Origin of the sequence: Paraburkholderia sp. 40 (assembly GCF_050434105.1) — a bacterium.
GTDB classification, from domain to species: domain Bacteria; phylum Pseudomonadota; class Gammaproteobacteria; order Burkholderiales; family Burkholderiaceae; genus Paraburkholderia; species Paraburkholderia tuberum.
In genome coordinates this window covers 3,072,039-3,092,359 of sequence record NZ_JBNPVY010000004.1, presented here as the reverse complement: position 1 = coordinate 3,092,359, position 20,321 = coordinate 3,072,039, and the positions used below count along the sequence as shown (strand labels likewise).

Sequence of the window (20,321 nt, the reverse complement as noted above, 5' to 3'; positions counted from 1 at the left end):
GCAAACGGAACAAGGGCCTACTGAACCGCTCCGCGCGTACCTACATCATCACCAGCTACGCATATGGCTATAAACTCGCGACGCACGGCGAAGCATTCGAGCATCATCGTTCTGCAAGCGCGTCATCAATAAGCCGTTGGGCGGCACTAAACCCCGCCATCAGGCCTTCAGCTTCGGTGGCGAAAGTCCGTTCGCCTTCGTCAGAGAGCTGCGCCGGGGGAAACTCGCGTCCGGACAGCCGGTGTCGCACAGCAACCTTCACCACAAGACCTCCCGACGCGACTACCGAGCCCGCGACGATAACGGTGGGCACCGACCCGACTTCAATGGTCGCCTCGAAGCCCCGATAATCATATGCACGCCGCATAGCAACCTCTCGTGACGATTAGCGCATTCATAGATAGTCACGCAATATGGGTCCGCTCGCCGGTCTCTCGAGTCGCTCGTTCCGAGTGAACGACGGTTTCGGCACCGCCTCCCCGTCAATACGAGCCTTGGCGTACGCGATGGCGAATTTGAGCGCGGCCTTCTCCGAGGCAAAATAGGCGAGTATGCCGAATGCGCTGCGCTTTCCGGTAGGGCTGGTGACAAACGCGCTTGCCGCATACCTTGGCACCGACATCGAGGCGAGAGGCACGATGACGTGTTCTTTGTGATGGATTGGCTTGGACTCCATGCCGTGCCTCGGGTATATGCGATGTGTCAGTCTAAAACGTCGCAGCGCTTCGTTATGTTCGGAGTGTTACGTTCGCGGGCAATCCCGACGGTCAATGAATTGGATTTCTGTTGCCCGGAAAATAAGTCCGCCCCACGGGGCGGGCTAAATGACATTTCTAGGATGTCAAAGGACCGTGTTGCAGGCTCAGTCTAACGGCGATGCGCACGGCACGCATGCGGGCCAGCAATTCGATACGGACTGGAGAACCTTTGGCAGGCGTCGGATGAGGCTGCGCTCAACACGAGGCTTTCCAAAAGATGTCATGCAGCAAGTGGCGGGGGCGACCCGGCTCGCTGTTGACAACAACATGAGCGTCAGGGCGCGCATCGTCGAAATCGTCTTCAGACAGGAGAATGCCTATGACATTACTATCGGGACGACGCTTGCCGATGACCGCATTTGTGCGCCGCAAACGGAAGCTGCGATTGCAGCGGTGATGTGCTTGCTGCCGGTCCAGGTGGACATGTTTGTTCAGTCGGTGACACAGGAAGAAGTCGACCTGCACTTCGATGCGTACGAACGGATGCTTGCTGAAAAGCTGGGAGTCGTGCCACCCGTCCAATAACCGAAGATGGCCATGCTCAGAGGCATCAAACGGGTCTTCGGTCGGCCAGCAGACCCGGTTCAGCGCAACTGGTCTGCAGACGGACGAGGTTCCTCCGCGAAGGCACTCTGCGGGGCGGTTATTTATGTCGCTATGCAACGTATTGCACGGGGTAAGAGGCGACCGTGTCATACAGCTGTACGCTGCTAACACCGCCGGGGCTGGCGTTTCAGGCGGCGAAGCGCGGCGGTAACCGTGCGCAACGAGCGGAGCCATCGTGCATGAATGAGGTGGTCCGGTCCAAGCTGGTAGAGGTTGCTACCTGCTCCGTGCAACTGCAAGGGAACAGAGCCGAGACTGGCAGCCTGTCCGCTTTCTCTGCGTGCCGCCGCCGCATCCAGGCCATCCGCAAACCTGCTACGGCCAACACTTCGAGCAGATTGGCTGCCATCGGGACATTGCGCGGTCCGAAGGGAACGAGCGTCTCGATAAATCCCTTAGCCGTTTAGCCAGGAACGAACTTACAGTTGCGTCAAAACTATCCAGGTCGATGGGTTTGCGCAGAAAGGCGTTCCAGATTTTCACCTCTGCTTCCGGAGGAGCCCGGGCGGAAACCATCGCCACGGGAATCTGGGCAAGCGCCGGATAGAGCTTCAGACGTCCGCACAGTTCGACCCCGCTCATCCCGGGCATCTCCCAGTCGGTAACAATCAGTTCCGGAACTTGGCGGGCAGCCTTTCGCAGCGCCACGTCCCCATCTTCTGCAGAGAGTACGTGATGTCCACGCTCTTCCAGAAGAAGCTGAAGTACCCACAGGTTATCCGACTCATCGTCGACAATTAGAACTGTTGACATGGCGAGACGCGACACAGGACGTTTACGGAGGAGCTGCAATGACCGTGCCGAAGTCTTCCAGCCGCCGGCCCGGCAAAGGCTATGAAAGTGGTGTTAATGGTGCAGTGCGCACATACATAATTGATAAATCGCCACGGAAGGGTATCCGCCTAAGGTAAGCGCCTCGCGTCGGCCGTTCGTGATGTGTCGCGCGCATGTGGCACGCTATCGGTAACGCGTTGATCGATACCTCGCGGATACCGGCAGGAGACGTTGCGGCGATCAGGTTGTCGCTGACGGCGGAGTGGATTGCGTGGGCAACTTGCCGACCATGTTCCAGGGCAGCAGTTCGTCGATGCGACTGATTTTGTGGTCCGCGATGTGAGTCAGGATGTATTCCAGATATGCACGGGGGTTGATGTCATTCAGTTTGCACGAGCCGATCAGACCGTACATGGCAGCGGCCCGTTCGCCTCCACTGTCGGAGCCTGCAAACAGGAAGTTTTTCCTCCCCAGACTTACACAGCGCAGAGCGTTTTCGGCGAGAGCGTTGCTGATCTCAATACGACCGTCTTCGCAGTACAGAACGAGTGCGTTCCATTGATTGAGCGAGTAGCGTATCGCCTTGGCCAACTCGGATTTTGCCGACAGGGTCGCGATCTTGTCCGTCATCCACGCCTTGATGGTCGCGAGCACCGCGAGGCTTCTCTCCTGCCGTACGCGCAATCGTTCGGCGGCGGGCTCGCCCCGGATATCAGCCTCAATGTCGTAGAGTTCGCCGATCAGCTCGAGTACGTGCCTTGTCGACTCAGTCGGCGTGCGGACATGAACGTCGTATATGTACCGTCTCGCGTGATCCCAGCAAGCCGCCTCACGAATCTTGCCGCCTGCATACAGCTCGTCGAAACCACCGTAGGCGTCGGCCTGCAGGACGCCCTTGAATCCGGCCAGATGAGTCTGCGGATGTATCCCCTTTCGGTCGGGCGAGTAGGCAAACCAGACTGCGGCCGGGTCCGTCGAGCCCGAACGGCTGTCGTCGCGAACGTACACCCACAGGCGACCCGTGCGCGTCTTTTTGTTGCCCGGTGCAAGCACCGGGATCGGCGTGTCGTCCGCGTGCAGCTTGAACGTTGCCATCGTGTAGACGCGCAGCGCTTCGGTCAACGGCTCGCACAAAGCCTCGCACTGGCCGACCCAGCGCCCCATGCTGGCGGGGTCGAGCTTAACGCCGTCACGCGCGGCAATTGCCGACTGCCGGTACAGCGGTTGATGATCAGCGAACTTCGAAACGAGGATGTCAGCAAGCAGGCCCGGATGCGCGATGCTGCGCTCAATTGGCAAGCCCGGCATCGGCGGCTGCGAGATGTGATTGCAGCAGGTGCAGACCGCCTTGCGGCGGATCGTGCGAATCACCTTGAACATGGCGGCGACACGGGCAAGCTGCTCGGACACGTCCTCGCCGAGTGGCCGCATGGTGTTGCCGCAGTTCGGGCAGCTCGGATCGGGTTCGAGCACGCGCTCTTCACGCGGCAGATGGGGCGGCAACGCCTCCTTCGAGGCTGCTGCGCCGGCGGGCACACTTGTGCCCGATGTGCGGTCGCGGCGAACATCCGCGACACCGCGCCCACCGCTCAGCTCATCCAGTTCCGTTTCGAGCCGCTCGATCTGCCGGTCCAGCTGCTCGGACTTGCGGCCAAACTGCACCCGTTTGAGTTTGTCGATCTGGGCCTTGAGCTGTTCGATCTCGATATCGCGCTCGGCAAGCTGGGCACGAGCCTCCAGCAGCAAGGCCTTAAGCGCATCGACGTCATCCGGAAGACGGGCATCATCGGTCATGCGCCGGAGTTTACGCGTGCCCCGAAGCGTTTACAACACCGATAGCGCCGCGGTTCGACGCGGCTGCCGCCAGTCAATGCCCTCGAGTAGCATCGAGAGTTGTGCCTGTGTCAGATGGACCTTACCGCCGTCGGCCTGCGGCCAGACAAACCGCCCTCGCTCAAGCCGCTTCGCCAGGAGCCATAGCCCGTCCTCCGTGGCCCACAGGATTTTGATGAGGTCACCGCGCCTGCCCCGGAAGATGAAGACGTTCCCGTCGAACGGATTCTCCTCCAGTGCAGTTTGCACCTTCGCCGCCAGGCCCTGAAATCCGGAACGCATGTCGGTGACGCCAGCCGCAATCCAGATGCGGGTGCCCGCCGGCAGCCCGATCATCGGGACAGTTCTCGTACCAGTAACCGCAGCATATCAGGCGACACGTTGCCGCGGATGCGCAGGCGTGCACGGTCAAATTCGATCTCGCAGACGTTCTCCGACACAGCCTCGCGCATGGACATCGATGTCTCGGTTTCGGCGACAACGCTCACCGGAAGAAACGGTGCAACGTCAACCTCTGACTGCTGTTGCACATGCGCCGGATGTGGTGCTCCGAATACGCCTTGAAGATATTGGCGACGCCATCTGAACAGCAGGTTGGTGTTAATGTCGTTGCGACGCGCGACCAGCGATACGGAAGCTCCCGGTTCGAAGGTCTGTTCGACCAGCTGTCGCTTGAATTCGCGCGGAAAGTTCGGGCGCCTACCGGGCGCTTCGTTCTTGCCATCTACTATGTCGGCCACTTTGGTTCCCGCCAAAAAATTTGGTGGGAACCAAATTACCTCCATTTATGGCTGCTTAGAGAACGGCCGAGATGAGGCGCTTACCGCCTAAGTCGCTTCCCGGAGAGAAGCTCTTATGGACGCGCCCACTTTCCGAACGCGACGGATTGGTCGCCGCGTGGCGTCGTCTGAGCACGAGGGCGGAATCTGGCTGGAAAGAATGGTACGAGTTGGACGAGCTTGGCGAGAGGGTGTTGACTTCACGCCCCTCGGCGAGACGCCAGATAGTGCGTACGGACGTCTTTTGCCAACTGACCGGGCAGACTGGTCATCATCTGGCCGCCATGTCGGTGGCGGCGACGACCCGGTCCTTTGGCATCAGAGTTCCCGACGTCGTCTGGGTATCAACGATGGCGCTGCCCGACAGCCCTGCAGGTGGAAAACCCGACATCTTCCGCTGTGGCGAATTGCTCGCCTTTACAGCGTGGGCAATCGTTCAAACTGGTCAAAGCGAGCAAACGGCGGCTGAACCTCGGTCACCTCAAGCTCGTCCACAAGCGCTGCGGACATGCCCTCGCTTAGCCACATGCACATGTTGGCAAGCTGCTCCGGTGAACCCTGCAGCATCACCTCCACCGAACCGTCCATGCGGTTGCGTACCCAGCCGGTGACGCCAATCGCCTGGGCCTGGCGTACGCAGGCTTCCCGATAGCCGATGCCCTGCACCTGGCCACGCACCTGCACCAGCCGAGTCTCAAGCGCCTCATCTTCGTCGTCAGCGTCCATGCGAAGTCCTTGAAAGAATGGCGAGGTGTGTCTCACTGTCTCTTCAGGGAGACCACGGCTGGCATAGCGGCCAAATTCGCAGCGTCGTGAGGCGAGCGATGTTTCCTAAAACCTCTCCACCCATGGTCGGAGTTCCACCTCCCACGTCCACGCACTGCGGTGCTGACGATGAACGTGAAGGTATTCCCGCGCTATCGCGTCAGGGTTCAACCATTTGTCGTCCGTGCTGCCATCGTCTGATTGTGCCCAGCTACTGGCAATGCCGCCGTCAATCACAAAATGCGCAACGTGGATATTCCTTGGGGCAAGCTCTCGCGCCATACACTGGGCCATTCCCCGCAGGGCGAATTTTCCCATGGCAAACGGTGTCGAACCGGCCAGCCCTTTCACACTTGCCGTAGCACCGGTCAGCAGGATGGTGCCGTGGCCGCGGGCCAGCATGCGCACGGCTGCGGCTTGCGCGACGAGAAAGCCGCCGAATGCGGTGACCCTAACGGCGGCTTCAAGTCTCTCTGCCTCGATAGCTTCAACTGCCGCGCGATAGCGGCCACTCGCGTTGTAGACAACGAGGTCGGGGACGCCAAAGACGCGCTCTACCTGGTCAAAGAGTGCTGCAACCTCGTCCGGGCGACTGGCGTCGCAGCCCACGGCCACTCCACGCGTCTCGTCGACTAGGTCGGCGAGCTTGGTCGTGTCGCGGGCGGCGAGCGCAACCTGCATACCCTCCGCCGCGAACAGGCGAGCAAGGGAGGCGCTCAATCCCTTTCCTGCACCCACAATCAGCGCTGTCTCGGTTCGATTCACGTTTCCTCCGAATTCAACAGGGACTAGAGTAGCTACGTATGCCGTGCCGTCAGTCCGTTTCCGCACATCCTAACTATTTAGCGGAGGGGATTGCGGGATGGACGCTTCGTCATATTGTCCGCCGGCAACATGCCCGGCAAGGCCTCCACAAAGAAATCTGCCTGCAATGCAGCCCCAGCCTCCACGTCGTACTGTGCAAAGTCGCGCACACCGGCTGCCAGAAGAACCTCGTCGTCGAGGAAGAAGTTTCCTGAACACTCCCTGGCTTGGCGCGTCAGGATATAGTGGGCCGCGTCGGCAACTATCTCAGGCTTGCGACACGCTGCAATCATGTCCTTACCACCAATCTCATTTCGCACAGCCGCGGTCGCGATAGCTGTTCGAGGCCACAGCGAATTGACTGCGACACCTCGGTCTTTGAACTCCCCGGCAAGCGCTAATGTGAACAGGCTCATCGTGTATTTTGCAATGGTGTATGCCGGAAAGTCGCCAAACCATTTTGCGTCGTGGACCAACGGAGGTGACAGCGTGAGGATGTGCGGGTTCGGCGAATTGAGGAGATGCGGCAGGCACGCTTGCGCGCACACGAACGTGCCTCTGCCATTGACCCCATGCATCAGGTCGTACCGTTTGACGGGTGTGTCTAGCGTGCCAGTCAGTCGAATGGCGCTGGCATTGTTCACGAGGATATCGATGCCACCGAACAACTCAACGGTCTCGGCAACCGCGGCTTTCACGCGTTCTTCGTCGCGAATATCCACAACAAGCGGGAGCGCCCTGCCGCCAGCAGCTTCAACAGCTGCAGCCGCCGTGTGAATCGTACCCTCGAGACGTGGGTCTGGGTCGGCGGTCTTTGCGGCAATCGCGACATTCGCGCCGTCGCGTGCGGCTCTGAGTGCAATGGCGAGTCCGATGCCGCGACTGCCACCAGACATGAATATGGTTTTGCCGGCAAGGCTCATGGTCGTCTCCTGAACACTCCCTGTAGCATACGCTGCTGCTGTCATCACGCCGTTGCCGATGTAGACGTCACTCGTGAAGGGAATGGCGTACGTTACTCATCTCGTTGTGAGCCGCAGTCGCTGAACCCCTCGTTCGCGCGTGGCTTCCTTCGCTTGAGTTTTGTATGGTGCAACTGGCGACCTTGCCAAGCGCAAGCTGCTGCCAGCACCCTATGAGGCGCATCGCGCAGACTCGGTGCCCGCGGCAGGAGTAAGTATTGGCGTGGTACGCAGACGACTTGACGCCAGTGCTAACTGCGACTGGCAGCGACCCTGCAGATTGGTGAGCGAGTCCAGGTCGCCGACGACTTTCTGACTGCGTCGTATTCATCGTGAAAGCCTACATGACCGGCGGGGGGCTGCCGGCCAGAATGTGTATTTCAGCTTTACCTGGTTTGGCAAGCCACTCGTACAGTCCCAACCGCTCGCTCTTGCCCTGTACCCGCCAGCAGTGAGCGGGACAGGAGAACTGTATGAAACGCGCCAGCCTTTTACTGGCAGCGGGCACTACTGACCTGTTTTTTCCGGCATAACATCGTCGTCCGGCGACATGCTGTGCATGCCCGTATCGGTCGAGCCAGTGTTCTTTGTCATTTTGCCCGGTCTCGCGTTCCACGGGCTCGAGACAGGCTCGCTGTGGTATGTCATCCCTGCTGTTGCGGCACCGTGAGCACCGCCGCCCCCACTTCCACCGTTCCCATTCCCTCCACCCTGCGCAAACGTCGCGCTCGAGGCGCAGAGTGAGACGACAGCGACGCACGCCAGCACGACTTTCCGCGTTACCTTTTCCATCACATTTCTCCTGCGATTTCGGCGCGTGCTGTAGCAGCGTCGAAGTTTCATGCACCGCTAACGGCTGACCGTTGGATGACTGATTGCGCAGCGGCGAAGCGCAGGCAGCCGCTTGGGCCAGAACAGGGCAGACATTTGCCTTATCCGGACGCCAGGCATGCAGGTAAGTCGTGGTTCGGCGCTGAAAATGACAGAGCCGGGCTGGATTCGAACATTTGACCGTGCGCGCCGGTCTTGCTACTTCGGCATCGGTATCTTGTCGACCATCACGACTACGCCGTTACTCTGGATGACGTCGTAGGCCGAGATGTCTGCCGTGTGCACCCGCAGTGTCCAATAGCACGATGTTGTGTGGTCCGTCCGGGGAGGTGAGCGTCTCGCCGTTAACGGTTTTAACGTCCACCTTGCCGTCACCTTCCCTAATGGGCTGGTCGAGCTTCTAAAAATCGTAACGCCCCGGGATAACGTGACAGGGAAGGATACAGGTCGGCATCGGCTTGTTTTCTGGTTTGATGAGACTGTCGACCGTGGCCGGCGGTAATGCTGCAAATGCTTCATTGGTTGGTGCGAAAACGATAAAGCGCGCAACACGCTTCTGCGTACCCACGAGGCCTACTGCCTTAACTGCGACGACGGGCGTGGTGTGGTCCGTCGAATTCATCGCGATGTCCACGACGGGATATCGCTAGCCGCGAAAACCCGGACCCTGCGGCTGACAACGCGGCAGCAACGAGAAAAGCGGTGTGTTTCATGAGAGGTTTACTCATGACGCGACGCCGGATTGCGCTGCGTTGACGCATATAAGGGGGCCTCGGGTAGCTGGATACGTGGGCGACAGGTGTGTCGCTGTTTCCGAGGGCAGTGCGAGCGACCAGGCGCGACTGTCGCCCCTGATTTGCCGATTGTCGATTCCGCTGTCAATCACGACCTCGGCGTTCTATAACAATAAACGCAGCAAGGGTCTTATTGGTCAATTGACTTTACAACGTCCTATCGCCAGCGCACTTATTGCGCATCCTTCTGCCCCGCCCGGTACCAGCCTCGCGTCATTACCCAGGTAGTCATCGAATAAGTCCGGCTTTGGGCACAAACGGTGCCACAAGCCAACTTCGCATTTCCTCGGCTAAACGGCGTCGCAGACGACGCCGCTGTATCGCATTTGGTGGAGCGAAAGCAGGAATCCGCAAGGAGCGAGAGAAGGTCTAATGCAACTTGCGCATGAACTTGTTATTCCGGGGTCGTGCTATTCGCAACCCGTTGATGAAAAAGAGGTGACGAGATGAAAGTGCAACTTTTAGCTGTAATCAGTGCGGTATCACTGCTCGCTGCGACCGGCGCCGCCCACTCGCAGCAAATGCAACCGTCGGGCACAACTGACCCGTCGTCTGCCCAGCAGCCCATGACAACTGCTCAGCCGGCCACGACTATGGACCGCACCCCTGACCTGGGGTACGGACCCCAGCCCGGCGGAAGCAGCGGCAGCGGCAAAGCCAGAAACGGTGCCCCGTGCACGGTGGGCCTGTCTTGCGATATCTATGAGGGCAGCTAGTCACGCCTGAGGTCGCCGATGCCAGCTTGACCCACATGCGGAAATTTGGATGACCACACCTTGATTGGACCGCGAGTCGTTGTTGCTCGAGTCTCGTTTTAAGCGGTAGGTGGGTCAGCCGAGGCCTCGATGCGGCGTTTTTTCGGCAATTGAGTCAGAGCGCGGCCGCGGAGTATCACTCCCGGGAGGCCGTGTTTGAAATAGCGGCTCTGTTGACCGGTTCAAGAAACCGAACCAATCGAACTTTGTGGAGTACATGGATATGAAACCGCTCAAAGTCGCGGCAGCTATCACCGCCGTTCTCGCATTCGGATATGTCCACGCGCAAAATATGGCGCCTGCAACGCAGCCCACAAATCCCACCGTGTCTTCGACAGACTCGGTGGGTGGTGTGCCCGCCACGAGGAGTGACGCGGGCGCTCCAACGGGAAAGACCCGAGCCCAGGTCAAGCAGGAACTGCTGGAAGCACGCAAATCGGGCGAACTCGACCGCATAAACGCGGAGTATGGGGGGCAATAAGCACGGTGCCGGCTCCCACTGGTCGGGTCTGAGGCGTTCCCGTCCTGGCCGTCAACTTTCATATGCGGTCTGTAAAAGGTCAGGGATGCTGCGCGACAATGCAGACGATGGGCGCGAAAGCGGAGACCCGGATGCGAGGCGGTGCTGTTGGACGTGTACCCAGCAATCTGCACGGTCAGGCTTCCGGTTAGGGAGCGTTATGCGGCAGGTTGCCGGGAGCGCAGGATAGCGTCCGGAACGCTTTCATATGTTCACCGACTTTGAGTTGGTCTGTTCTTTCGTTCGCTCTTGCTCGCCTTCTGCCACCGAACAGGTCGCTGTGCAAATTGATGAGTAGCAGGTCGTGGGGAACCTACCAGGAGCCATGCAATGGATAACGATTCGCGGGAAGAGAAGATTCGTGAAAGGGCCTATCAGCTCTGGGAAAAAGACGGCAGCCCGGAGGGACGCGCCGACGAGTATTGGGAACAAGCGCGGTTTCAGATAGATGAGGAAGAATCAGAAGCCGACGGCAACGGAGACGGCCCGAAGGGCCGGCTGCCAGGGTGACGAAAACCGGCTAGGGGCTGAGGCGTCGCCACGCCGTTGAGTGCGTCGCCGAGCCATAACCCAGGCCACTACATTCCTCTTGCTGGCGAACTGCACGGTGGCACGGTGCTTGCGCGGTATTCTTTCGTTGCCGCTGCGTGCAACCGCGGCGACAGTTTAGCCAGGCGCCTATACCCAAGCTTCGTGTGACGCGGAATTTCGGCGCTCGCTGAGGAATAGCCGACATAGAGTTCCTCACTGAGGGTCCTGGTGACCTACAGGTATAGCGAGGGCTGTCTCCGACAGACTCAAAAATGCTCGGCGTTGAGAATCAGTTTTCCGTGGACCCGTCGAGGTTGAAGGGGGCACCACCTGCGTGCTGCTCGAACCAAAGGAGGGCATCTTCCGAGCCGAGAAACCTGACGCGCTCTCGTGCAGCTTTCAGCGTCTTCACTTGGTCCTTGATGTCCGACGGCGGGTTGCCATAGGCGTTCAGAATTGCCTTGCCCGCAAATAGGCGTTCATAAGGTACACCGTCCCTGGTCAAGGTGACCACGAAAAAGCCACGCGAAAGGGGCTCGTTTATCAGGCTGTCGTCCGCAGTAATCACCTCGACAGAGGCATCCGGGTCAGTCGCCTCCGACCATAGCGGCGAGCCGCTCGCCGTATCAGTGCCTATCAGTTCAGCGGCTCGCGCGTAGCCATCCGGGACACTTGTCACAGTCTTGCGCAGTGGGTCGATGAGAAAAGATACGTCCATTGGCTCCTCCCCTCCTGTGCTGACAACCTGTTTCGGGGCAACGTCGGTGTTCACGATAATACAGGACGCCCGCTGGCCGGAGGCTAAGCGGCCGAGCGGTGCACTTCGGCAAAAACGACGCGGTAACCTCAGGGGGAGGGAACAAGCAGATTTGCTGTCGACGCCAAAATGATTTTGACCCGCATGCCGACATCGGATTGGCCTACCTGCATCAAACCAAGGCTCCAGCATCGACGCCTTGCAGCTCATCGAACTGGTCAGCCGCATTTCGGCATGCGGGCGAAGCTGGCATCGGCGACATCAGGGCACGTTGTCAGGCGGAGAGCTCGCCTTCGCAATTATCAGCAAAGTAGTGGTCAACTATGACAGGAGCCTCGGCTGGGCCGAAATCGAGGAGTTGCGTCGCCTGCTTCGTTGCTAACCGGACTTGCCCAGGGACGTCAAGCGACTTCGCCTTCGACTTCCGAACGTACCAATTCCGAAGTCCGACACAAGAATTGACCGCCGCGACACTGTAAAGCGGCGCTAATCAGCCGCGCGCTCCATTCGGACCCTGTGCTCGTCGTAGCAGGCGCGAAGCGTCTCGGGGTCCGGCATCCGCATCGTCAGCAATGCGCAATCGGGGTCATCACTGCCGTAACCAGAATCGTCCGTGACAGTCACCACCATATCGCGGAGAGAGTCGTAGCAAATATACGGATACGTGTCCACGACCCATCTGAAGGCATCGACGAAGTCGTCAAACGCTCGAAGTCCGCCGTAGTCGTCGTATACGCCCTCGAATCCATGAATCCCCAGCCCGTTCCACGCGCCTCCCAGGATGCAAATGCAGGTAAGCGTGCTAGATGCATATTCTCCGGCTTTCATCGACATCCCCCAGCTTCGAGAATCATAAGGCGGGCGGCGGTGGCCCATACACAGGCGCGGGAACCCCGATATCTGGTCCGACATCGACGCGGGCCATAGCTGCCCCCGAAAGGGTAAGTGCGAATGGCGCTAAGTCCTAGTGAAAATGCCAGGTGTTTGAACATCATTTCGTCGCCTCATTACTCGATTTGATGCGCACACTTGCCGACTCCCCACATAGTCCACACCGTTCAATCCAATCCAGGGCAACGTACGGTTTAAGTGCGAGGTTGACAATCTGAGCGGGTTTGAGCGGCAAACGCGAGCGCATTGAGGTCGGGTGCGAGGAGGTGAACTTTACGATAACCTGGACGAACTGAAGCAATAACCGGGTATGCGATTGCGGCCGCTGCACTCATATATTGGCAATGCGGTCGTGCGATTACGGAGCACAGGTTACCCACTCCATTCTCGGAAAAATGGATGCCCTCGGTGCGCTCGACTTGGAGCGATGAAGGGCCGTGCCTTGGGCGAGGTTGACTACGAAGGCGGCTAGCAAATACATGGACTGCTCCGAGATAGGGGGGTTGCGATGTGATAAATGTCGATGAATCAACGTCGATTGCGCGCTAGCGCTGCGGCAATGACAAGCGGACGGACTCTGCGACAGGAAGACAACACTTATGTATCCCACTGCGGCGCGAACGGCGGAGTGACGAAACGGTGGTTCTTCGGCAACACCGCAATAGTTTGCCGGTCATCATCGTCGAGTTTCACCGCCAGCGCGTCGAGATTGGATTTCTGACTTTCGCGGCGTTGAGCCTTAGGAATATCGGCCACCCCGTCCTGTTCCAGAAGCCACGCGAGTGCAACCTGGGCAGCGGTCACGCCATGCTTGAGCCCGATTCCTTGTAGTACAGGGTCGCTCGCGGCCCTGCCTTGTGCAAGTGGGGCATGGGCGACGAGTGGAATGCTTTTCTCGCGCAAGTAGCCCAGCATTTTCGGCTGGTCTAGAAACGCGTGGTATTCAATCTGGTGGCAGGCGATGGGTGCGCCGATTTCCTCGATGGCTTCTCGCAGCATCGTCACGTTGAAATTGCACACACCGATTGAGCGAACTGTGCCGTTCTGCAGAAAGCCTTGCATTGTATCCATGACGGTGCCGAGGTCCATGTCACGCGACGGCCAATGCACCCATGTACAGGTCAACGTAGTCGACACCAAGCTTGCCGAGGCTGACGTCCAGTGCTCGATGGAGCGACTCCGACTCGAGGTTCTCGTGCCATACCTTGGTCGTCAGATGTAGTTGCTTGCGTGCGAGACCCGAGGCGGCAATCGCGGCGCCTACGGCTTCCTTGTTCTGATACATCTCGGCAGTGTCGATGTGTCGATGTGTCGATGTGTCGATATCCAAGCTCGAGCGCACTCTCGACTACCGGCTGGCAGCCACCACCCGGCATGCGGAATGTGCCAAATCCGACGCGTGGAAGTTCAATTCCCTGTGTCTTCAAAGCTTCCATTGATGCTCCCCCCAAGCTGATTCAAGTCCAGCATCTACGCTGCCTTAGTCATGCTTGCTGTGAGCCGGCTCGGCTGGCGGAATGGAAAGCGCCATAACGGCGGGTTGCAATCGCCTCAGCGTCGGACTGTGAAGCGGCCTGTACGAAGGCAACCGACCAGCGGCCGCAGACATCGCGATAACGTATCGAATAGATGAACATGGCAATCTCCTGTGGCCCCGCGTGTCGCCTAGTAACGATTCGTGTCTTGTCGCCTATTTCCACAACGAAGAACGCCAGCGCCGTGGTCCCAAGGACGCCAATTGGATGCGTCGTGGGGACCGCATCAGCGTCGTCGAGCTTGTTCGTGATGAGAATCCATACGGCCGTCACCACGAATGACGCGACCACCGCCCAATTTATGATGTTTGGCCTAATCTCGCTTGCGAGCCATGCACCGAGCAGACCTCAACAAGCATGCATCCGCCTGGCCGATGCCGAGCGGTCCCTGCAAAGCAGGGCCACAAGAGGCGCTACTGAGAGCAAACGCATCGCGACCGACAAAATCGAGTGGACCTTGGCAAGCTTGATGACATCCGACCGACCGAGCCGAATGCACTCGACTCGCGTATCTTTCCGGGACACTATGCGCGAGTCCTTGTCGTGGAGGAGGTGGCCCGACGGGTCATCAAGCCCATGCGCTACCAGTGCCGCGTTGCTGGCAAGCATGCGTCGTACGACATGAAGTGCCCGAGCACTTACAACGCGGGCCGTGACAACCCGGAACGCTCGGAACGTCGCCCTGGCGACACTCCATTCGGTTCCCTCGCGTCCATAGACGGTAAGCGAGGGCTGGGCCCGAACAGGCGGCTTGAATCAGACCTGGATGAGCTGCCACACACTGGCTGGTGGCGCGTTGCGCCAAATGGTCCTGCAGCGACGCCAGAAGAAACCGGCGGGTGGAGTAAAAGGTGCGCGTGGCTGGTATGTAAACTGGACCAGCTTGCGAACAGGAGCGACTCGCAACGATTGGGCAAGCGTGTCAACGGTCAAGGCAATAACACTTGCCGGCAACGACCGGAACGGGAGCGCGGATATAAAGATGGTCCGCTCGGGAAGCCCTTGCAGCACCTTCGCGTTTTCGTGGAACGGTCCCGCGATAACTTCCGCCCGAGGGTAGCGCTGCGCAAGTTTCGCGGCCAAACCTTCGGCGAGCTCGAATAAAACAAGTCTAGCCTGGGGGTGCTTCCGCACCAGGACTTCGGTAATGGCGCCCGTACCTGCTCCGACTTCCACTATTGCGTCGAAGGACCTCACGTCTTCGGCCATCGCGTCTGCAAGATATCGCGAAGAGGGCGCAACAGCGCCCACGCTAGCCGGACTACTCAACCAGTGCTTCAGGAAAGATAGGCTCACGGTGTGACACACGCAAAAGTTCGTGGAAAGGCTGTATAGCATATGCAGACGGAACCGGCCTTTCGGCTGCGAGGCTCGGGACCTGTTGAGTTCGCAGGGTCGCTTGCTACACGCCACATGCTAATGTGCTCAAGTTCACTGGGGTGTGTGCCTATCTTTGCCGAGAGGAAACTATGTGACAGGCACTGCGGTTGCGAAAATTCGGGAAGCGTTTCTGAAAACAGTCAAGGCACACGGCATTGGGCGGGCACTGGAAAGCATTGGCGGTTGGTTCATCGAACTCGCTGGCGCGTGCATGAAGGGACAAATTTGTCCGCCCGCTCGGGGATGAGGACGAAAGCCCGTGCGTCGTTTCGCCACATGGGCCTCGGAAGTTGGGCAATCGGGATAAGCCAGAGCGAGTTGGCATGTGTTTGCGGGGCGGTGGCCGAGTGACTGCCCGAGTCGCGTGGGACTGCTACTCCGGAGGTGGAATATCTGCACGCAGGACAAGCACAACAGGGCAAGCTCTGAAGTGGGTTATCGCGCGGTGGGCCACCTGCTGTGCGTGGTGGCGTTGACATGATGGCAATGGCGTCCATCCTAACCATTGACTGTTCGTGCGGGATGGTTGGAGGCGGGTCATCGAACGGCCGCCACCCTTTCAAAAGGTAAGTCGACGTCGGTGCGGCCGCAGGGAGCTATCCGGACGCACGAGGCACTGCCCTGCTCGCCTGGTCGGCTTTGCGTACACTGTCCGTGCTCCGACGGCCCTGATTCCATGCTGTTAGGCCCAGCTGCGAGATTGCTGGCAGGAGGTTCGACCGGACTGCGCGCGGCACAGAGCAACAACCACTGACGTAGCCAGCCCGAGGGGGCGGCAACTCTTCCTGCTGCGGGTCGGCGGGCGGTCTCGGCTGGCCTGAAATATAAACGAAAACTGCGTCACATGGTGCTGTTTGGGTGGAGTGTCACGGCCTGCGTCATGTCGTCGGACTAAGCAAGGGTTGTCGTGGTGGCCAAGATTTGTCGGCGAAGTTTGCACAAGCGACTTTGCCCATCTTGCAATTGTTCGAGCGCGTTACGCCGCGCGGTAATTGCACTCTGTCTGCATATTTCTACAGTCGATGATATGGTGGCGGCCCGCTAACCCGCGCTGAAAGCAGCTTTAAGTGCTGCGCCTTCCCATGGCGCAACGTTCCGCGTGTATCCGCCCCGTGGCAGTTTGGTTCGAGCGGGAAAGCCATGCGACAAAAGTTCGCAATGGAGAATTTAAATCCTGCGCTGGCGCAAGTCACCCATTCATCGACTTGAAGTTGAAATATGCAAATTCAGAACAGACCCTCGGACGACATCTCAACAACAGATAGCGGTGACCCGTCGCCGTTGAAAGCATGGCTGGCAGTAGGTGCGGTAACCATCGGTGCCTTCGCATTTGTGACCACGGAGTTTCTGCCGGTCGGTCTGTTGCCACAGGTTGCACACACGTTCGGCGTTTTGCCGGGTACGGCAGGACTCATGGTGACAATACCCGGCATCATGGCAGCCATTTCTGCACCCGGCATGATGTTGGGAGCTGGGCGGGTCGACCGTCGTCTAATTCTGATAATGCTGTCAGTAATGCTCCTCGCGTCGAACCTGCTTTCAGCATTTGCTCCCACGTTTTCGCTCATGCTGGTTGGTCGCGCACTCCTTGGCGCAGGGCTCGGCGCTTTCTGGACGCTGGCCCTCGCAGCTGCAGGGCGACTCGTCCAAGCGTATGAGGCTCCGCGAGCGACAGCTGCCATCTTCGCGGGTGTAACCTGCGCGACGGTCATCGGCGTGCCGCTGGGAACATTCATCGCGGGGCTGGCGTCATGGCGTGTATCGTTCATCGCGACCGCAGTGCTCGTAGCAGTCGCGCTGATTTTGCAGATTGTGTTGCTGCCTTCGCTTCCGTCAAAGGCTGCGCTGCGCTTCGCCGACCTTGTCGAGGTCGTGCGGCGTCCTTTCCCGAGAAAGAGCCTGCTGATGGTTGTGCTCGTCTTCGGCGCCCACTTTTCGTCTTACACGTACATTGCCCCGTTTTTGCAGGATGCGGCTTTCAGCGCGTCAACCATCACCCTGGTTCTGCTGGGTTTTGGCATCGTCGGCTTTGTCTCCAACTTCGCGGTGTCAGCAATTGTGGCGCGCAGACTCAAGCGTTCGCTTGCGACCGTGACGGTTCTCCTGCTGTGCGCTTTGCTGATTCTGCCTTTCCTCAAGAGCGTCCCTCTGGCCGCGATTGCCGCGGTGATGGCATGGGGCATCGCATTCGGCGCTATTCCACTCTGTCTCAGCGTCTGGATGCAAGACGCGACTCCTGACTTGCCCGAGGCGGGCTCGGCTTTGTTCGTCGGCATTATCCAGGTTGCCATCGCTGTTGGGTCGTCCGTCGGCGGCACGATTGTCGACCGTGTCGGTATTCCTGCCGACTTCTGGCTCGGCAGTGCGCTCGCGCTGCTCGGTCTAATAACACTGGCAGGCTTTAGCTCTCGCGACAACAGTCACGAGCCCTCCGCACATGAGCCTGTCACCAGCGAACCTCAAAAGGAATGCGTCGAGGCCTGAGGCAAGGGAGATGAGATGGTGCAGTCAGCTTCCGCCAGCATCCAGTTGACGGGATGCTCGCAAGGCTTTTCATCGCCAGGCCTGCCGCCGTCGAACGCCTTCGCAGCGCAGTGGGGCTTTCGGCCCGGGCGAGAAGTGTCGTGCGGCATATTCACGCGCGCGCCCCGTCCTTGAGAAGCAAATGACGGGCGCTCCCCCAGAGCCGGTTCACTCACGAAACGGCGCGCTTTCCGATTGGTACGCCGATGTCGTGCGCCGCCAAATAAAAACGCCCCCCGGATTTTGGTCGCGAGGGGCGCTATCACGTCAGAACACTTTCGCTTACAGCGCGGCGTCCTTCAGCTTCTTCAGCGGGCGCACCTTAAGGCGCACCGAAGCGGGCTTCGCCGCGAACCATTTGTCTTCACCCGTGAACGGGTCCTTGCCGAAGCGCTTTTTCTTGGCAGGTACGTCTTGCGCGACAACTTTCAGCAGGCCGGGGAGCGTGAACTCTTTCGCGCCCTTCTTGTGAATCGATGCGAGCAACGTTTCTTCAAGCGCCGCCATCAACGCCTTGGCCGCCTTCGGTTCGACGCCTGAGCGCTCGGCCAGGTGAATGGTCAGCGATGCCTTCGTGAAAGAGTCCTTGATAGGTTTCAGGGGAGCAGCCGCAGCAGACTTCTTCGCAACTGGTGCAGCAGCTTTCTTGCTGGCCGGAGCTGCCGCTTTCTTCGTAGCCGGAGCGGCGGCTTTCTTGCTGGCCGGAGCTGCCGCTTTCTTCGTGGCCGGAGCCGCAGTTTTCTGCGTGGTGGTAGTTGCCATGAGTTCCTCGCTTCTAGTCAAAGGTTGCCCAAGACCTTTGCCTTTGCATCGTCACCGACTAACGCAAAGGTACAAAACCTCGGGTTGGGCGCCAGCGTAACAAGACAGGCATGAAGGCGCAACGTCTGAGGCCTTAAATCAAGGGATTTTTGGCGTAGAAGTTAATAAAGCGGTGACCTGTACTCTGCTTTAGGGACATTCGGCCAGTGAAATCCTACGGACCGTGGCTTCGAGTGGGACCTTAATGATGGCCGAACCATCGTACCGACCTGCTCTCTGGCAGTCGGACGTCACCTGCGACGCGCTTTAGCTTGACGTTTCGACACGGCTTTTTATCCTTGAAATAGCGTGGCTGCGTTTGCCCGCCCGCCAACGCGGCAGACACGATGAAGACGGAAATGACGCCGACGGACGAAATCACGGTATAAACGTTCGGGCTGTCCGGCTTCCCATGCCCGTCCTACACCGTACTGCCAGCGGCGCCTTCGATTGCTCCGGCCGCTTCGCCACCGCAATAGACGCTGGTGCGCCGGACAACCTGATGCACGACGGGATGAAGGTTGGTGGCGTAACCGGCTGGATGCGAGTCGCTGCGATGGAGCCGGCGAACGGGCTAACCGAACGCCGCTCGACCGTTACCGATGGACAGAGTCCTATCGAGGGAGGATGAGCATGTGGCACGGCGCTGGACGACGCAGTCGCCGAGCTGCGCGGACAGCAGCTCAGAGAGGAACTCAAGGTCTGTACGACGTACGACATTCAGACCGCCTGCAGCCGTCTGATAGGCGACGAAGTCGCAGCACTGAACTGAGCGCTGCGACTGTCGCAGACCAAGGCACTTCAGCACGCTGAAGACGGCTACCGCCAGCCCCGACATTTAAACCGCCCTACCTACAGCTTCCAAAAAAGAGTCTTCTAGTTATTAAAGGAGCCCCTTTTCCTATAAAGAATAAGGAAGCGAGCTCCTTGAGGAACAAGCGGAAGGCCTTCTCGTAAAAGGACGAAATCCGACTTCAAACCGGCCAGATGCGCTTCGTCGACTAAGGTTCCAGTGGTCTAAGGCAGGCATTGCCGCGTTCCCGCCACATTCGCTTCTCGTCTGATATGGGATACATGAACACACGCCGCAATCATGGTGCGTAACATTACGTTCATCCGCTCCCGTTGGGTGCGTTCATCTTCGAGCGAATCAAGCACGGCGGCCGGTGCGTGCTGGCTCGTACCTGCCCATAGCTCATCCCTCGATTTTGAACGGTCACTGCGCTAAACTATCCGAGCATCGCGTGCGCTTCAGGGATTGCATCGCTCACCTGACACTCCTTTACTGCCAACAGGATTTCCATGACACACGTTTTAAAGAAAGCTCTTGCTGTTCTCATCGTAACCACCTTCGCTGCCCCGGCAGTGTCGTTCGCTGACATGCACCGCGACGACCGGCATGCCCCTGTGCGGCACCATTATCAGCCTCACCATCACCAGGTTCACCATCAGGACCAGTCGCGCGGGTAAGCATCGACGGCCCGAAACCCAGGCTCCGGTAGAGAACGGTTTTGCCCTGCAAGGGTCAAACCGTTTGTCGGCTTTACGGTTTGTGCCTTGTACCTACTTCTTTCTTTCCGTAATCTCGCCACAATTGCAGTCGTGTAGAACATACGCCAAAGTCCCGCGCTGAGCCGCCATGTCGACATGACTGTTGTGGCGAAAGCGTAGTGTTAACCGGCTATGTGGCCGAGGCTTTTGCTGGAAAATGCCCCGAGCGCA

General features: G+C 59.0%; 22 protein-coding genes and 1 pseudogene. 7 read left to right on the top strand and 16 right to left on the bottom strand.

What is annotated here, in order from left to right; translation table 11 throughout:
* Positions 1-103: 103 nt before the first annotated feature.
* Complete coding sequence (locus OKW28_RS36315) at positions 104-367, bottom strand: hypothetical protein (RefSeq protein WP_429452601.1); 264 nt, start codon at positions 365-367, stop codon at positions 104-106.
* 27 nt (positions 368-394) lie between these two features.
* Positions 395-676, bottom strand: a complete 282-nt coding sequence (locus OKW28_RS36310) for a hypothetical protein (protein ID WP_429452599.1) — start codon at positions 674-676, stop codon at positions 395-397.
* Positions 677-941: 265 nt separating this feature from the next.
* On the opposite strand from OKW28_RS36310, the gene OKW28_RS36305 reads away from it, so the two are divergent.
* On the top strand, positions 942-1,283 hold the full coding sequence (locus OKW28_RS36305) for a hypothetical protein (protein WP_429454568.1): 342 nt from the start codon (positions 942-944) through the stop codon (positions 1,281-1,283).
* Between the two features lie 396 nt (positions 1,284-1,679).
* On the opposite strand, the gene OKW28_RS36300 is transcribed toward OKW28_RS36305, so the two are convergent.
* The 7 genes from OKW28_RS36300 to OKW28_RS36270 form a co-directional block, all read right to left on the bottom strand.
* Positions 1,680-2,117 (bottom strand): response regulator, encoded by a 438-nt coding sequence (locus OKW28_RS36300; protein WP_429452597.1) that lies wholly within the window; start codon positions 2,115-2,117, stop codon positions 1,680-1,682.
* A gap of 261 nt (positions 2,118-2,378) precedes the next feature.
* The gene (gene tnpC / locus OKW28_RS36295) at positions 2,379-3,932 is read right to left on the bottom strand and encodes an IS66 family transposase (RefSeq protein ID WP_429444456.1); all 1,554 of its coding nucleotides are present in this window, start codon (positions 3,930-3,932) and stop codon (positions 2,379-2,381) included.
* A 30-nt stretch (positions 3,933-3,962) separates the two neighbouring features.
* Entirely contained in the window at positions 3,963-4,307 is a 345-nt protein-coding gene (gene tnpB, locus OKW28_RS36290; protein ID WP_429444458.1) for an IS66 family insertion sequence element accessory protein TnpB, read from the bottom strand.
* Entirely contained in the window at positions 4,304-4,711 is a 408-nt protein-coding gene (gene tnpA / locus OKW28_RS36285; RefSeq protein WP_429444462.1) for an IS66-like element accessory protein TnpA, read from the bottom strand. The genes tnpB and tnpA overlap by 4 nt, the downstream gene beginning before the upstream one ends.
* A 456-nt stretch (positions 4,712-5,167) precedes the next feature.
* Complete coding sequence (locus OKW28_RS36280) at positions 5,168-5,476, bottom strand: acylphosphatase (protein ID WP_429452595.1); 309 nt, start codon at positions 5,474-5,476, stop codon at positions 5,168-5,170.
* 105 nt (positions 5,477-5,581) lie between these two features.
* Entirely contained in the window at positions 5,582-6,280 is a 699-nt protein-coding gene (locus OKW28_RS36275) for an SDR family NAD(P)-dependent oxidoreductase (RefSeq protein WP_429452593.1), read from the bottom strand.
* Between the two features lie 77 nt (positions 6,281-6,357).
* On the bottom strand, positions 6,358-7,242 hold the full coding sequence (locus OKW28_RS36270) for an SDR family oxidoreductase (protein WP_429452591.1): 885 nt from the start codon (positions 7,240-7,242) through the stop codon (positions 6,358-6,360).
* Positions 7,243-7,402: 160 nt separating this feature from the next.
* Here OKW28_RS36270 and OKW28_RS36265 point away from each other — a divergent pair, with 160 nt between their 5' ends.
* Positions 7,403-7,597 carry a hypothetical protein gene (locus tag OKW28_RS36265; RefSeq protein ID WP_429452589.1) on the top strand — a complete coding sequence of 65 codons (195 nt, stop codon included), beginning with the start codon at positions 7,403-7,405 and terminating at the stop codon, positions 7,595-7,597.
* Positions 7,598-8,512: 915 nt separating this feature from the next.
* Here the strand turns inward: OKW28_RS36265 and OKW28_RS36260 are convergent.
* On the bottom strand, positions 8,513-8,746 hold the full coding sequence (locus OKW28_RS36260; RefSeq protein WP_429452587.1) for a fasciclin domain-containing protein: 234 nt from the start codon (positions 8,744-8,746) through the stop codon (positions 8,513-8,515).
* A gap of 1,138 nt (positions 8,747-9,884) precedes the next feature.
* Between OKW28_RS36260 and OKW28_RS36255 the strand changes: the two genes are divergently transcribed.
* Positions 9,885-10,142 (top strand): DUF4148 domain-containing protein, encoded by a 258-nt coding sequence (locus tag OKW28_RS36255; protein ID WP_429452585.1) that lies wholly within the window; start codon positions 9,885-9,887, stop codon positions 10,140-10,142.
* A gap of 369 nt (positions 10,143-10,511) precedes the next feature.
* Complete coding sequence (locus OKW28_RS36250) at positions 10,512-10,691, top strand: DUF2934 domain-containing protein (protein ID WP_429452583.1); 180 nt, start codon at positions 10,512-10,514, stop codon at positions 10,689-10,691.
* 310 nt (positions 10,692-11,001) lie between these two features.
* Here OKW28_RS36250 and OKW28_RS36245 read toward each other — a convergent pair whose 3' ends face one another.
* Entirely contained in the window at positions 11,002-11,430 is a 429-nt protein-coding gene (locus tag OKW28_RS36245; RefSeq protein ID WP_429452582.1) for a hypothetical protein, read from the bottom strand.
* 238 nt (positions 11,431-11,668) lie between these two features.
* Here OKW28_RS36245 and OKW28_RS36240 point away from each other — a divergent pair, with 238 nt between their 5' ends.
* A complete protein-coding gene (locus OKW28_RS36240; protein ID WP_429452581.1) occupies positions 11,669-11,851 on the top strand; it encodes a hypothetical protein in 183 nt (60 codons plus the stop codon).
* Between the two features lie 104 nt (positions 11,852-11,955).
* On the opposite strand, the gene OKW28_RS36235 is transcribed toward OKW28_RS36240, so the two are convergent.
* The 4 genes from OKW28_RS36235 to OKW28_RS36220 all read right to left on the bottom strand — a co-directional run bounded on the left by OKW28_RS36235 (position 11,956) and on the right by OKW28_RS36220 (position 13,997).
* Positions 11,956-12,303: a hypothetical protein gene (locus tag OKW28_RS36235; RefSeq protein WP_429448135.1), complete on the bottom strand. Its 348-nt coding sequence runs from the start codon at positions 12,301-12,303 to the stop codon at positions 11,956-11,958.
* A 654-nt stretch (positions 12,304-12,957) separates the two neighbouring features.
* A complete protein-coding gene (locus OKW28_RS36230; protein ID WP_429452579.1) occupies positions 12,958-13,449 on the bottom strand; it encodes an aldo/keto reductase in 492 nt (163 codons plus the stop codon).
* A 1-nt stretch (position 13,450) separates the two neighbouring features.
* On the bottom strand, positions 13,451-13,645 hold the full coding sequence (locus OKW28_RS36225; RefSeq protein WP_429452577.1) for an aldo/keto reductase: 195 nt from the start codon (positions 13,643-13,645) through the stop codon (positions 13,451-13,453).
* A 199-nt stretch (positions 13,646-13,844) separates the two neighbouring features.
* Positions 13,845-13,997: a hypothetical protein gene (locus OKW28_RS36220; protein WP_164862532.1), complete on the bottom strand. Its 153-nt coding sequence runs from the start codon at positions 13,995-13,997 to the stop codon at positions 13,845-13,847.
* 262 nt (positions 13,998-14,259) lie between these two features.
* Between OKW28_RS36220 and OKW28_RS36215 the strand changes: the two are divergent.
* A pseudogene (locus OKW28_RS36215) lies at positions 14,260-14,561 on the top strand (SOS response-associated peptidase family protein); the annotation flags it as partial.
* 1,932 nt (positions 14,562-16,493) lie between these two features.
* On the top strand, positions 16,494-17,759 hold the full coding sequence (locus OKW28_RS36210; RefSeq protein ID WP_429452574.1) for an MFS transporter: 1,266 nt from the start codon (positions 16,494-16,496) through the stop codon (positions 17,757-17,759).
* A gap of 321 nt (positions 17,760-18,080) precedes the next feature.
* Here OKW28_RS36210 and OKW28_RS36205 read toward each other — a convergent pair whose 3' ends face one another.
* Positions 18,081-18,560, bottom strand: a complete 480-nt coding sequence (locus OKW28_RS36205) for an HU family DNA-binding protein (protein ID WP_429452572.1) — start codon at positions 18,558-18,560, stop codon at positions 18,081-18,083.
* Positions 18,561-20,321: the final 1,761 nt, after the last annotated feature.